The 12,266-nt window shown below is 70.7% G+C and carries 15 protein-coding genes; 4 read left to right on the forward strand and 11 right to left on the reverse strand.

Annotated elements, in window-relative coordinates; all coding sequences use genetic code 11:
- Position 1 precedes the first annotated feature (1 nt).
- The 4 genes from FHR32_RS06325 to FHR32_RS06340 all read right to left on the reverse strand — a co-directional run bounded on the left by FHR32_RS06325 (position 2) and on the right by FHR32_RS06340 (position 2,808).
- Positions 2 to 556 (reverse strand): YceD family protein, encoded by a 555-nt coding sequence (locus FHR32_RS06325; protein WP_184753430.1) that lies wholly within the window; start codon positions 554 to 556, stop codon positions 2 to 4.
- Between the two features lie 66 nt (positions 557 to 622).
- Positions 623 to 1,099 carry a pantetheine-phosphate adenylyltransferase gene (coaD, locus tag FHR32_RS06330; protein ID WP_184753431.1) on the reverse strand — a complete coding sequence of 159 codons (477 nt, stop codon included), beginning with the start codon at positions 1,097 to 1,099 and terminating at the stop codon, positions 623 to 625.
- Positions 1,100 to 1,114: 15 nt separating this feature from the next.
- Complete coding sequence (gene rsmD / locus FHR32_RS06335; RefSeq protein WP_184753432.1) at positions 1,115 to 1,684, reverse strand: 16S rRNA (guanine(966)-N(2))-methyltransferase RsmD; 570 nt, start codon at positions 1,682 to 1,684, stop codon at positions 1,115 to 1,117.
- Between the two features lie 68 nt (positions 1,685 to 1,752).
- On the reverse strand, positions 1,753 to 2,808 hold the full coding sequence (locus FHR32_RS06340) for a sigma-70 family RNA polymerase sigma factor (RefSeq protein ID WP_184753433.1): 1,056 nt from the start codon (positions 2,806 to 2,808) through the stop codon (positions 1,753 to 1,755).
- A gap of 77 nt (positions 2,809 to 2,885) precedes the next feature.
- On the opposite strand from FHR32_RS06340, the gene FHR32_RS06345 reads away from it, so the two are divergent.
- Positions 2,886 to 3,719 (forward strand): alpha/beta fold hydrolase, encoded by an 834-nt coding sequence (locus tag FHR32_RS06345; RefSeq protein WP_184753434.1) that lies wholly within the window; start codon positions 2,886 to 2,888, stop codon positions 3,717 to 3,719.
- 486 nt (positions 3,720 to 4,205) lie between these two features.
- Here FHR32_RS06345 and recG read toward each other — a convergent pair whose 3' ends face one another.
- Positions 4,206 to 6,377 (reverse strand): ATP-dependent DNA helicase RecG, encoded by a 2,172-nt coding sequence (gene recG / locus FHR32_RS06350; protein WP_184753435.1) that lies wholly within the window; start codon positions 6,375 to 6,377, stop codon positions 4,206 to 4,208.
- Positions 6,378 to 6,442: 65 nt separating this feature from the next.
- Positions 6,443 to 6,586 (reverse strand): hypothetical protein, encoded by a 144-nt coding sequence (locus FHR32_RS06355; protein ID WP_184753436.1) that lies wholly within the window; start codon positions 6,584 to 6,586, stop codon positions 6,443 to 6,445.
- Positions 6,587 to 6,783: 197 nt separating this feature from the next.
- On the opposite strand from FHR32_RS06355, the gene rpmB reads away from it, so the two are divergent.
- Positions 6,784 to 6,969 carry a 50S ribosomal protein L28 gene (gene rpmB, locus FHR32_RS06360; protein ID WP_184753437.1) on the forward strand — a complete coding sequence of 62 codons (186 nt, stop codon included), beginning with the start codon at positions 6,784 to 6,786 and terminating at the stop codon, positions 6,967 to 6,969.
- A 162-nt stretch (positions 6,970 to 7,131) separates the two neighbouring features.
- Here rpmB and thiD read toward each other — a convergent pair whose 3' ends face one another.
- The 3 genes from thiD to FHR32_RS06375 all read right to left on the reverse strand — a co-directional run bounded on the left by thiD (position 7,132) and on the right by FHR32_RS06375 (position 10,011).
- Complete coding sequence (thiD, locus tag FHR32_RS06365; RefSeq protein ID WP_184753438.1) at positions 7,132 to 7,929, reverse strand: bifunctional hydroxymethylpyrimidine kinase/phosphomethylpyrimidine kinase; 798 nt, start codon at positions 7,927 to 7,929, stop codon at positions 7,132 to 7,134.
- 23 nt (positions 7,930 to 7,952) lie between these two features.
- Positions 7,953 to 8,957 (reverse strand): hypothetical protein, encoded by a 1,005-nt coding sequence (locus FHR32_RS06370; RefSeq protein ID WP_184753439.1) that lies wholly within the window; start codon positions 8,955 to 8,957, stop codon positions 7,953 to 7,955.
- Positions 8,958 to 9,054: 97 nt separating this feature from the next.
- The gene (locus FHR32_RS06375) at positions 9,055 to 10,011 is read right to left on the reverse strand and encodes a thiamine-phosphate kinase (RefSeq protein WP_184753440.1); all 957 of its coding nucleotides are present in this window, start codon (positions 10,009 to 10,011) and stop codon (positions 9,055 to 9,057) included.
- A 51-nt stretch (positions 10,012 to 10,062) separates the two neighbouring features.
- Between FHR32_RS06375 and FHR32_RS06380 the strand changes: the two genes are divergently transcribed.
- Entirely contained in the window at positions 10,063 to 10,296 is a 234-nt protein-coding gene (locus tag FHR32_RS06380; protein WP_184753441.1) for an Lrp/AsnC family transcriptional regulator, read from the forward strand.
- A 96-nt stretch (positions 10,297 to 10,392) separates the two neighbouring features.
- Positions 10,393 to 10,752: a DUF3515 domain-containing protein gene (locus FHR32_RS06385; protein ID WP_312882065.1), complete on the forward strand. Its 360-nt coding sequence runs from the start codon at positions 10,393 to 10,395 to the stop codon at positions 10,750 to 10,752.
- Here the strand turns inward: FHR32_RS06385 and FHR32_RS06390 are convergent.
- Both FHR32_RS06390 and FHR32_RS06395 read right to left on the reverse strand, forming a co-directional pair.
- Entirely contained in the window at positions 10,744 to 11,853 is a 1,110-nt protein-coding gene (locus FHR32_RS06390; protein ID WP_184753442.1) for a D-alanine--D-alanine ligase family protein, read from the reverse strand. The genes FHR32_RS06385 and FHR32_RS06390 overlap by 9 nt on opposite strands.
- A gap of 40 nt (positions 11,854 to 11,893) precedes the next feature.
- Complete coding sequence (locus FHR32_RS06395) at positions 11,894 to 12,160, reverse strand: PLP-dependent transferase (RefSeq protein WP_312882067.1); 267 nt, start codon at positions 12,158 to 12,160, stop codon at positions 11,894 to 11,896.
- Positions 12,161 to 12,266: the final 106 nt, after the last annotated feature.

Below are 12,266 nucleotides of genomic sequence, written 5' to 3' on the forward strand. Positions count from 1 at the left end.
GTCAGCTCTCCTGATCGTTGTTATGTTCCGGAATCAGACCTTGCAACTTGGCCCAGCGAGCGTCGATCACCTCGTGCTTGTGGTCAGGCTCGGCGTCTGCCAGCCTGACCCCGCATTCCACGCAGAGCCCCGTGCAGTCTTCACTGCAGACCGGGCTCAGCGGCAGTGTGAGGACCACCGCGTCGCGGAACGTGGACTCGAGATCGAGAAGTTCACCGTCGAGGATCGAGTCACCCTCGGCGGCTTCGTCCGCCGAGTAGAAGAACAGCTCCTGGAAGCCGACCTCGGTCTCCGAGGCCACAGGCTCCAGACAGCGTGCGCACTCCCCCCGCAACGGGGCTCGTGCCGTGCCCGTGACGAGCACACCTTCCATGACCGCCTCGAGCCGGATATCCAGCTCGACATCGGCGTCTTTGGGGACGCCGATCATGTCAACGCCGATCTCCGCCGGTGCCGGGAGAGTGCGGGTCATCTGGAGCATCGACCCCGGTCGCCTGCCCAGATCGTGGGTGGAGATGACCCAGGGGGCTCGAGGGTTGAGGCTGTGCAGAGTCATTCCGCTCTCATCAGGCATGGCGAATAACCGCCGTTGTGCAAGGCCAAAACAAGAGAATACCAGGGCCTAGCCCCTGAGCCGTTCGACCAGGATCTCCTGCACGAGGTCGGGGACCAGTCCTGCCACGCTTCCGCCGTACCGGACGATCTCCTTGATACGGCTGGAGGACAGGAACGACACCTCCGGCCCGGTCGCCATGAACAGCGTCTCAACGCCCGACATCCGGTAGTTGAGCTGGGCCATCTGGAGCTCGTAGTCGAAGTCACTGACAGCGCGCAGACCCTTCACGATGGCGGGGATCTCCTGCTGCCTGCAGTAGTCCACCAGCAGGCCGTGGAACTTGTCCACGCGTATGTTGCCGTACTCCTTGGTCACGGTCTGAAGCATCTCGATGCGTTCCTCGACTGTGAACAGGCTCTTCTTCTCAATGTTGATCAGGACGGCCACGACGACCTCGTCATACTGCCGGGAAGCCCGGCCGATGATGTCCAGATGACCGTTGGTGACGGGATCGAACGATCCCGGACAGACAACGCGACGCAAGGCGAACCCCCTGCTCTATGGATTCCCGGCGGCGCGACCGTACCAAACGGACGCTTCGCCGTAACGACGGACCCTCTCTCCTCCGTATCCCATGGGCCATATCAGGTCATTCCCCCGGCTCTCCCGTTCCACCGCGACCAGCGCGTCCTGGGCCAGCCAGCCGTGGTCCCTCAACTGCCCGAGCATCGCGTCCACCGCCTCATCGGTCACCGCGTACGGCGGGTCGGCGAACACCAGGTCGTACGGCTCCGCCGCGTCCCGCCCCAGCACCCGCTCGACCCGGTCGGCGACGAGGCGGGCTCCGGGCAGTCCGAGGGCCTCGATGTTGGCCCTGATCGTCCTGGCCGCCTTGGCGTCGGACTCCACGAGCAGCGCGTGGACGGCGCCCCGCGAGAGCGCCTCCAGCCCGACCGCGCCGGAGCCGGCGTAGAGATCCAGCACCCTCGCCCCGTCCAGCGACCCGAGCAGCGATCCCACCGTGGAGAAGATCCCTTCTCTGGCCCGGTCACTCGTGGGGCGGGTCCCCCGCCCCGGCGGCACGGCCAGCCGTCGTCCTCCTGCGCTTCCCGCGATGACTCGACTCACCCGTCCATTGTCCCAGCACAGATCGGGACATCCGCCTCCGTGACGTCCGGCTGGGCGTCTCTCCCGGGTCAGGGCAGCGAGGCGGGCAGCCCGAAGGGGGTGAAGTAGTCAGGGCCGACGAACGAGGTGATCTCGGCGACGTGCTCGCCGCGCAGCGTCAGCACGTTGACCGACCAGGCGAGATACGCACCGGCGTCGTCGTTCCAGAGGTAGCAGCCCACGGCGGGCTGGCCGTTCGCACCGGTCGGGGCGTGCCGCCAGGAGCCGCATCCGGTCAGCGGGACCCGCACGGCGAAGTCGGTGACGGCCTCGAGGCCGTGGTACCAGTGCGCCAGCGGCGGCATCGACCAGGTGACGTCCTCGGTGAGCAGTGCGACCAGGGCGTCGGCGTCGCCGCTCTCCAGCGCGGCGGAGAACCCGGCGACGATCTCTCGCAGGCGCGCGTCGTCGATCTCCCGCAGCGTCTGCTGCTGGGTGCGGGAGGGAACCTTCTCGGCCACGATCGTGCGCGCCCGCTGCAGGGCACTGTTCACCGACGCGGTCGAGGTGTCCATCGTGGTGGCGATCTCGGCGACGGAGAAGCCGAGGACCTCGAAGAGCAGCAGCGCCGCCCGCTGGTTGCCCGGCAGGTGCTGCAGGGCGGCGACGAAGGCGAGCTCGACGGCCTCGCGCTGCTCGTAGCGCGCCTCCGGGCCGGCCAGGCCGCCGGCGAGGCCCGCATCCGGGTAGGGGCCCAGCCAGGCGACGTCGTTCAGCGGGGTGTCGCCGAGCACCGCGCGGTCGCTGGACGGGCCGAGGTCGATCGGCAGTGCCCGCCTGCCGCGGCGTTCGACGGTGTCCAGGCAGGTGTGGGTGGCCACGGTGTACAGCCACGAGCGCAGCGAACTGCGGCCCTCGAAGCGCGCGAGCCCCCGCCACGCCCGCAGCAGGGCGTCCTGCAGGGCGTCGTCGGCGTCGTGGGTCGAGCCGAGCATGCGGTAGCAGTGGGCGTGCAGCTCCCGGCGCAGGGGTGCCACGAGACGGGTGAACGCGGCGTCGTCGCCGTCGCGCGCGCGGGCCAGGTCGGAGCCCTCGGTGGCCTCCGCCGCCGTGTCCACGGTCCGTGCGGAAAAAACTTCGCTCACAAGCGATGATTCTGCCCCACGGCGGGAGTCGCTTACCTCCGACCGAGCGTTCCAGGCCCCGCACCAGGAGAATTCCCATGAACCACACGTCGACCGTTCCCACCGCCGTCGAGACTCTCCGGGTCCCCGACGCGCGGCTGCACTACGAGGTGCGCGGCGAGGGCCCCCTCGTGGTGCTCGTCGGCGCCCCGATGGACGCCAGGCCGTTCGCGGCACTGGCCGACCTGCTCGCCGTCGACCACACCGTGCTCACCACCGATCCGCGGGGCATCAACCGCAGCCCGGTCGACGACCCCGACCAGGACTCGACTCCGGAGATGCGCGCCGACGACCTCGCCCGGCTCCTGACCCGCCTCGACGCCGGTCCCGCCGCCGTCCTGGGCTCCAGCGGCGGCGCCGTCAGCGTGCTGGCCCTCGCACAGGCCCGCCCCGAGCTGGTCCACACCGTGATCGCCCACGAGCCCCCGCTGAATGAGCTGCTCGAAGACCGCGAGCAGCTCCGCGCCAAGGCCGAGGACATCATCGCCACCCACCTCTCCGGCGACTTCATGGGGGCCTGGAGGAAGTTCCTGGCCCTGGCCAACATCACCCTGCCGGACGGCGCGCTGGAGGCGATGGTCGGGGGGGAACGCGACCCGCAGCAGGTCGCGGACGACCACTTCCAGCACGCGCACATGATGCGCCCGACCACCCGGTGGCAGCCCGACCCGGCAGCCCTGCGCTCGGCGGGGACCCGCATCGTGGTCGGCATCGGCGAGGAGTCGGCCGGGCAGCTCTGCGACCGCACCTCGAGGGCGCTCGCCGCGGCACTCGGCATCGAGCCCACGATGTTCCCCGGCGGCCACATCGGCTTCGCCGATGACCCCGACCGGTTCGCCCCCCGGCTGCGCACGGTCCTTCACGGAAACTGAGCGACGACACCGCGAGCGCGCAGGGCGGAACGGGCGCCGTGGGTGATCGGCGCAGCCGATCACCCACGGGCGGAGGACCCCGCGTCCCGGTGGCGGGCAGCACGGCGTGTCGCGACGGATCACATAACCGCAGGTCAAAAGGGTCCGGGTAGGTGATCTAGGTCAAGAGTGGGCAAGGAGTGGCGACGAAAGCGCAAGGGTCGTTCCACCCACTCCCGGCGCCTTGCATGATGAGTCCTGCGGCCTTCAAGTGACCCAGGGGGAGGCCGACCGGCGTGATCGTGAGCCCTTCCGCACGCCGGTGCTCTCGGCACCTGACCCGAGAGTGGGCCCAGGCGGGGACGGCATTCGGGGGGAGGCCGTCCCCGCAGCTGGGCGTCCGCCCGCGCGTCTTCTCCGGGCACCCGTTCCCGGAGTGCTCATGCCGGACCGTCACCCCTGCAGGGAGCGGGCTCTCACCCAGCCGCCTCCCTGGACACCGTGATCTCAGGTCTTCTCAAGGTATTCCGCGCGCTCGTCCGCCAGGAGCCTGTCGATCTCCATGCGGAGGATGGGATGGTCCGCCAGCCCGGGATCCGCCTCCAGCATGGCCTCGGCATCCTGGCGGGCCGCGTGGATGACGTCCTCGTCGCGGAGGAGCTGGAGCATCTTCAGGGACGATCTGCGGCCCGACTGGGCCACCCCCAGCACATCGCCCTCACGGCGCTGCTCCAGGTCGACCCGGGACAGCTCGAAGCCGTCCAGCGTCGCCGCCACCGCGTCGAGCCGCTGGCGGGCCGGGGCGCCTCCCGGGGAGTCGGTCACCAGCAGGCACAGCCCCGGCAGGCCACCCCGGCCGACCCGGCCGCGGAGCTGGTGGAGCTGGGAGACGCCGAACCGGTCGGCGTCCATGATGACCATGACCGAGGAGTTGGGCACGTCCACGCCGACCTCGATGACCGTGGTCGCCACCAGGACGTCGACCTCACCCCGGGTGAAGGCACCCATGACCGCGTCCTTCTCCTCCGGCGGTAGCTTGCCGTGGAGCACGGCCGTACGGAGCCCGTGCAGCGGTCCCTCCGACAGCATCTCGGCGACGTCCAGCACCGCCAGCGGCGGGCGGCGCTCGTCGTCGTCCTTCGACAGGTCGCCCTCGTCGCCCTCCAGGTCGCCGATGCGGGGGCAGACGATGTAGGCCTGCCGTCCGAGCTCGACCTCCTCGCGCAGCCGCGTCCAGGTGCGGTCCAGGAAGTGCGGTTTCTCCGCGGCGGGCACCACGTGGGTGGTGATCGGCGCGCGGCCGGAGGGCAGCTGGGAGAGCGTGGAGACCGTGAGGTCGCCGAAGACCGTCATGGCGACCGTGCGGGGGATCGGGGTGGCGGTCATGACCAGCACGTGGGGACGGCCTCCCCCGGCCTTCTCGCGGAGCGCGTCTCGCTGCTCGACGCCGAACCGGTGCTGCTCGTCCACCACGACCAGGCCGAGGTCGGCGAACTGCACGCGCTCCTGGAGCACCGCGTGGGTGCCGACCACGATCCCGGCCGTCCCCGAGGCCGCGTCGAGCATGGCCGAGCGGCGGGCCGCCGCGCCCAGCGAGCCCGTGAGCAGGGCGACCGCGGTCCCGCCGAACATGCCGCCGGTGGCCAGGTCGCCGAGCATCGCCGAGATCGACCGGTGGTGCTGCTGGGCGAGCACCTCGGTGGGCGCCAGCAGTACGGCCTGCCCTCCGGCGTCGACCACCTGGAGCATGGCCCGCAGCGCCACCACGGTCTTCCCCGCGCCGACCTCGCCCTGGAGCAGCCGGTGCATGGGATGGGCGAGGGCCAGATCGACCGCGACCTCCTCTCCCACGGTCTGCTGCCCCTCGGTGAGCTGGAACGGCAGGCGCCCGTCGAAGTCGGCCAGCAGCCCGTCGCCACGCGGGGGCCGCGGAGTCGCGGGCCATGAGGCGGCGGCCATCCGCCGTTGCAGCAGCACGGCCTGGAGCAGGAACGCCTCGTCGAACTTGAGCCGCTTGCGCGCCCGCGTCACGTCGCCGTGATCACGTGGCCGGTGGATCGCGAGGAGGGCGTCGGCCAGGCCGGGAAGCCCGTGCCGGGCCCGCAGCGCGGCGGGGAGCGGGTCGTCGAGAGCGCCCATGGTGTCGAGGACGACCCCCAGCGCGCGGCGGATCGCCCAAGGCGTGACGTCCTTGCCCGCGGGATAGATCGGCACCAGGGCGGCGGCGAACTCCTCGGCGCCGGCCTCGGTCTCGTCGAACATCTCGAACTCGGGGTGGGAGAGCTGCCACCTGCGCTTCTCGCCCTGGCCGAACGCGCCGACCTTGCCCGCGAACATCCCCCTGGTGCCCGGCCGCAGCCGCGACTCCGCGAGGTGGGACGTCTTCCCGAAGAAGGACAGATAGATCTTGCTGCGCCGGCCGTCGACGACCTCGACCTCCAGCCAGGTGCCGCCCTTGTTGCGCATCGGCTTGCGCATGGCTCTGGTGACCTCACCCACCACGGTGACGTGCTCGTCGACCTGCAGGTCGTCGAGGTTGGTCAGCTCGCCCCGCTCGGCGTAGCGCCGGGGATAGTGCCGCAGCAGGTCACCGACGGTGCGCAGGTCGAGGACGCTCTCCAGCAGCTTGGCCGTCTTGGGGTCCAGCGCCTTGGCCAGCGGCTCGTCAAAGCTCGTCACCCCAAGTTTCTACCGCGTCCGGGTGACAGAATTCACGCGGCACCCCCATTCCCGCTCGCCGTACCTCATCGGCCCGCCGTACGGAGACCCGCGCACCGCACGCCGCCGGCCCGTCCCGCGAAGATCACGCCCAGCTCCCGGCGCAGCACGCCGACCGCGGCCAGTCGCGACCACCGGCGGACGGCGGACGGATCGAGAACCTGCAGCATGCCTGCTCTCCGCCCTTCGGGGATGCGCTACGGTTGCCTGGAGATTATCCCCGTTCGGACAGTCATGACGGCCCCGTGTTGGCATGCATGGCCGGACATCGGATACCCTCGTATGGCCAGCCGGTTGTCCCGGCGTGCCCGATGACCGCCCGCTAGTGCGGCGGATCGAGCCTCTCGACTGATCTAAGGAGCGAACCGTGGCTTCCGTCTGCGACGTTTGCGCTAAGAAGCCGACCTTCGGCAACAACGTCTCCCACTCGCACCGCCGCACCCGCCGCCGCTGGAACCCCAACATCCAGACCGTGCGCGCAGTGGTGAACGGCGCGCCGAAGCGGCTGAACGTGTGCACCTCCTGCATCAAGGCCGGCAAGGTCACCCGCTAGTCAGACCTTCGCGCAGCCCGCCGCTCCCGCAGAGGAGCGGCGGGCTGTTGCTTTTCCCGAAGGCCGCTCCCCCTCATGGGTCGCAGTTCCCTCACGGGACGCAGCTCCCCTCATAGGCCGCCGGTCCCCCTCACGGGCCGCCGCTTTTCCCGCGGGAGGGGATCACCGGCGCCAGAGCCAGGCGTGGTCCACCGGGCCGATGCCCGTGCCCAGCGGGAATCCGGCGGCGATCGCGCCCGTGACGTACGCCTTGGCCTTCTCCACCGCGGCCGGGACGTCCTCGCCGAGCGCCAGGTGGGAGGCGATCGCCGAGGCGAGGGTGCAACCGGTGCCGTGGGTGTGGCGGTTGTCGTGGCGCTCGGCGGTGAAACGGAACTCCCGGGTGCCGTCGGTCAGCAGGTCCACCGGGGCCCCTGGCAGGTGGCCGCCCTTGATCAGGGCCCAGGCGGGGCCGAGTTCCAGGACCGCGTCGGCGGCCCGGCGCAGGTCACCCTCGTCCTCGACCTTCACCCCGGTCAGCTGGTACACCTCCCAGAGGTTGGGGGTGACCACGGTGGCCGTCGGCAGCAGGCGCGACTTCACCGTGTCCACGGCCTCGGGGGCCAGCAGCGCGTCACCGTGCTTGGAGACCCCCACCGGGTCCACCACGACGGGGGCGTCCACCCGGGCCAGCACCTCGGCGACCGTCTCCACCAGCACGGGCGAGGCCAGCATCCCGGTCTTGATCGCCTGTGCGCCGATGTCGCCGAGCACCGAGTCGAGTTGGGCGCGCACCGCCTCCGGAGGCAGTTCCCAGTATCCCTGGACGCCCAGCGAGTTCTGCGCGGTCACCGCGGCGATGACGCTCATGCCGTGCACGCCCAGGGCCAGCATGGTCTTCAGGTCGGCCTGGATGCCCGCGCCCCCACCGGAGTCGGAACCGGCGATGGTCAGCACGCAAGGAGGGGTCAAAACGGTCATGCCCCCATCAAACCAGCTCTCGGTCAGATGACCGCGCACTCCGCCTGGGTGCTCCGGCAGGTCTGGGGCGGCTCGGCCCGGCCGTACGCGGTGAAGGTGAGGACCAGGTCCCCGCCCGCCTCCAGGTCGGCGGACGGCTCCAGCACCAGGGTGTCACCGTCCTGCGTCCAGTCGGCCCCGGCCACCGAGGCGACCTCGCCACCGACCGGCAGGCTCAGCGTCAGGCCGGCGAGCTTCTCGTCGGCGGTGACCACGAGCCTGGCGGTGTAGACCTCCTGCTTCTCGTCCACGACGCCGAAACCGACCCTGAGCGCCGCGCCGCCGGCGGCCGGGTTGTGCTGGGTCTCCGGGATGGTCGTCTGGCTGGGCGGGGTAACCGGAGGCTGGGTGGCGGTCTGGCTCGGCTCCTGCGTGCGGGTGCCGGTGACGAGAGACTTTCCGGTGGTGCTCGGCCCGGGCTCCGGGCTGTCGGTAGGCCGGGGAGGTTCGCGGTGCCGGGCGGTACGCGTGGTCTCCGGCGTCGGGGTGGGCCTCGTGGTGGCGGTACGGCTCGCCCGCCAGCGGGTGGCCGAGGGCGAGGGGGTGGGGGTGGCCTTCTCCTTCCCCGCCTTCTCGGGCTCACCGGTCGGCACGGGCTGCTCGGTGGGGTCGGCCTGGTCCGTGGAGTAGGGCTCCGGCTGCCCCGGCGTCTCCGCCAGGCAGCCGCCGGGCGGGCAGTCGGTGCTCGGCCCGGCCGCGCCCGTCATCTGGACGCCGGCCACGGTCCCGCCGAGCACCACGGCCATCGCCGTGACGGCCAGGACGACCGTCTTGATCCGTCCGCCGGATCGGCGCCTCTCCTCCGGCCACACCGGCTCGGACGGCTCGGTCCGGGCCGACCACCCCGATCCCAGGAATCCGGTCTCGGTGACCGCCGACTCCTCGGGGCGGAGCCGGCGTCCGACCGGCTCGTCGGGAAGCTCGGGCTCCGGTCCACGTTTACCCCGGTTACGGGGGGCGTCTTCTCCACGTCCACCGTGGCGGCCCATGGTGCCCCTTTCTCTAGGGAATCTCGGCCGCCCATCTTCATATCAGTTCAATATACGTTTGTCGCAAATTTAACTGATGCCACATGGGTGGCAAACGTCACTTTCGGAAGTGATCCCAGCCGCCGTGCTCCAGCGAGCGCCCTCTGACCTGCACGCCCTTCCCCTCGACCACCTGGCCCACCACCGTCCACGTGGCCGGGAGCCGTACGCCCTCCGGGAAGGTCGCGGCCAGGGCGTGGTCGTCCCCGCCGGAGAGCACCCACTCCAGCGGGTCGGCGTCGAGCAGCCGGGCGGCCTCCTCCATGAGGGGAGGGACGGTGAAGGCCTCCGGGGTGAGCAGGATGCCGATCCCGCTGGCCTGCGCCACGTGTCCCAGATCCTGGAGCAGGCCGTCGCTGACGTCGAGCATGGAGGTCGCGCCGAGCATGGCCGCCTGGGGACCGCAGGCGTAGGGCGGTTCCGGGCGGCGGTGGGCGTCGATCAGCTCCACCGGCTCCGCCCGGCCTCCGTGGAGCAGCGCGAGCCCGGCGGCGGCGTGCCCGAGCCGCCCGGCCACCGCCACCACGTCGCCCGGGCGTGCCCCCGCACGTGTGACCGGTGCGCGCCCGCCCAGGTCCCCCAGAGCGGTGACGGCGACCACGACCAGATCGCAGCGGGTGACGTCGCCGCCCACCACGCTGGCGCCGACGAGGTCGCACTCGTCGCGGAAGCCGTCGGTGAGGTCGTCCAGCCAGTCCGTGCCCGCCTCGGGGGGCAGTCCGAGGCCGACCACGATGCCGGTGGGGTCGGCGCCCATCGCCACGACGTCGGACAGATTCTGCGCCGCGGCCTTACGACCGATTTCGTACCCACTGGACCAATCGCGACGGAAGTGCCTACCCTCAATCAGTAAGTCCGTCGTCACGACGACCCGCCCGTCAGGAGCGCTGACCAGCGCGGCATCGTCTCCAGGCCCAAGCAACACGGCCGTACCTTGAGGCAATCGTCCAGTAATACGTGCAACGACTCCGAATTCGCCGAGATCTCCGACTGCGATGACGCACCTCCCGTTCATCACAGGGTACGGTGGCCCTTCGGCACTGATCCAATCGCCCGGGAGGACGTTATGGTGCAGGCCTACATCCTTATCCAGACCGAGGTCGGCAAGGCGGCGAACGTGGCCGACGAGATCTCCGAGATCTCCGGTGTCACGCAGGCCGAGGACGTCACCGGCCCCTACGATGTGATCGTCCGCGCCGAGGCGCGGAACGTGGATGAGCTAGGCAAACTTGTGGTGGCTCAGATTCAGGCGGTCGATGGGATTACACGTACCCTTACGTGTCCCATCGTCCATATTTGACCTTTTCGGGATCCTATGATGTCACTCCGGTTCACTCGATGGACGGCCTGTGCCTGCGCCCTGCTGACCTTGGCGGGATGCGGCAGCACGGTCCGGGTGGATCCCCCCACTCCGGAGGGTGCGGCCGCCGCCGGGTGCAGGGCACTCGGCGAGCGGCTCCCGCAGAAGCTCGACGGCGTCTCCCGGGTGGAGAGCACCCCCGCGTCGCCGTACGTCGTGGTGTGGGGGGAAGGGGAGATCGCACTGCGCTGCGGGGTGTCGCGGCCGGCGACGATGACGGCCACGCAGGAGGTGCCCGAGATCAACGGGGTGGCGTGGTTCTCCGATCCCGCGAGGCCGCTGCTGTTCACCGCCATCGGCAGGGAGGCCTACGTGGAGGTGACGATCTCCCGGAGGCACACCCCGGAGAACGTCCTCGTCGACCTCTCGGCCCCCATCAAGGCGGCGCTACCGTAGACCGGGCGAGCGGTCCAGCGCCAGCTGGATCAGCCGGTCGACCAGGCCGGCATAGGGCAGGCCGGTGGCCGCCCACAGCTGCGGCGCGACCGACATCGCGGTGAAGCCCGGCATCGTGTTGATCTCGTTGAGGATCAGCCGGCCATCGGTGGTGTAGAAGAAGTCGACCCGGGACAGTCCCTCGCAGCCCAGTGCCTCGAACGCGCGGACGGCCATGGCCCGCAGGTTCTCGGCCACGTCGGCGGGGATGTCGGCGGGCACGGACAGGGACATGTCATCCCCGATGTACTTGGCCTCGAAGTTGAAGAACTCGTGCCCCCCGTGGACCAGCACCTCACCGGGCAGGCTGGCCCGCGCCGCCTCGTCGCCCAGCGACTCCAGCACCGCGCACTCGATCTCGCGGCCCACGATCGCGGCCTCGACCAGCACCTTGGGATCGTGCTCGCGGGCGGACTCGACGGCCCGCTCCAGCTCCGCCAGGTCATGCGCCTTGGAGATGCCCTGGCTCGACCCGGCGCGGGCGGGCTTGACGAAGACAGGCCAGCCGAGCTCCTGGACCTCCTTGAGGATCCGGTCGCGGTCGATCCGCCAGTCACGGTCACGGACCACGACATACGGGCCGACGGGCAGGCCGGCGGCGGCGAGCACGATCTTCATGTAGGCCTTGTCCATGCCGACCGCGCTGGCCAGCACCCCGGAACCGACGTAGCGGACACCGGCCATCTCCAGCAGGCCCTGGATCGTGCCGTCCTCGGCGAACGGCCCGTGCATCACGGGGAAGACGACATCCACCCGGCCGAGCTCGACCGGGATGCTGCCGGAGTCGTAGGCCACCAGCGAGCCGCCACCGGACGGCAGCGCCAGGCCGGCGCCGTCGGCCTCCACGGACGGCAGTTCGTCGCCCTCGATCGCGTAGCGCTGATCGCCGGAGGCGAGCACCCACCGCCCGTCCTGGGCGATCCCGATGGGGATCACCTCGTACTTGGATCGGTCGATGGCCTCCAGCACGCTTCCGGCTCCAAGGATGGAGACGGCGTGCTCGGAGTTACGGCCACCGAAGACGATTGCGACCCTCGGGCGGGTTCCGTGCTGCTCGCTCATGATGACCGAATCTACCCCCTCTGGGGGGTCAAGCCGCCTGTCAGACGCGCCTATCGACCGATTTGGGGAGGGAGTCCAGGGCGCTGGTCACATCCATGATGAGATCCTCCGCGTCCTCCAGGCCGATGGAGAAACGGACGGCCGCATCGTCGGCCCCGAAGGTCTCGCCGGAGTGCCGGCGGCCGGTCGAGGCCAGATGAGCGGCCTTGGTGCGGGTGCCGCCGGCGGAGGCGGCGATCGAGACGAGGCGGAGGGCGTCGGTCAGCACCGCTCCCGCGCCGGGACCGCCGTGCGGGACGACCGTCACGCAGGCGCCGTACCTCGTGCCCTCCGGACCGGAGTCGAACAGGTGCCCGGCGACGTCCTCGGGTGCCGCGGGACCGGCGGGGCGGGCAGGTGCACCGACCGGCTGT

Origin of the sequence: Streptosporangium album, from assembly GCF_014203795.1 — a bacterium.
Classification (GTDB): domain Bacteria; phylum Actinomycetota; class Actinomycetes; order Streptosporangiales; family Streptosporangiaceae; genus Streptosporangium; species Streptosporangium album.

Bases quoted from the DNA above. Each gene is read 5' to 3' on its own strand.
- thiD (WP_184753438.1), bottom strand. From the start codon at position 7,929: ATGACCGTTTTGACCCCTCCTTGCGTGCTGACCATCGCCGGTTCCGAC.
- FHR32_RS06370 (WP_184753439.1), bottom strand. From the start codon at position 8,957: ATGGGCCGCCACGGTGGACGTGGAGAAGACGCCCCCCGTAACCGGGGT.
- FHR32_RS06375 (WP_184753440.1), bottom strand. From the start codon at position 10,011: ATGAACGGGAGGTGCGTCATCGCAGTCGGAGATCTCGGCGAATTCGGA.
- FHR32_RS06380 (WP_184753441.1), top strand. From the start codon at position 10,063: ATGGTGCAGGCCTACATCCTTATCCAGACCGAGGTCGGCAAGGCGGCG.
- FHR32_RS06325 (WP_184753430.1), bottom strand. From the start codon at position 556: ATGACTCTGCACAGCCTCAACCCTCGAGCCCCCTGGGTCATCTCCACC.
- FHR32_RS06355 (WP_184753436.1), bottom strand. From the start codon at position 6,586: ATGCTGCAGGTTCTCGATCCGTCCGCCGTCCGCCGGTGGTCGCGACTG.
- FHR32_RS06390 (WP_184753442.1), bottom strand. From the start codon at position 11,853: ATGAGCGAGCAGCACGGAACCCGCCCGAGGGTCGCAATCGTCTTCGGT.
- FHR32_RS06345 (WP_184753434.1), top strand. From the start codon at position 2,886: ATGAACCACACGTCGACCGTTCCCACCGCCGTCGAGACTCTCCGGGTC.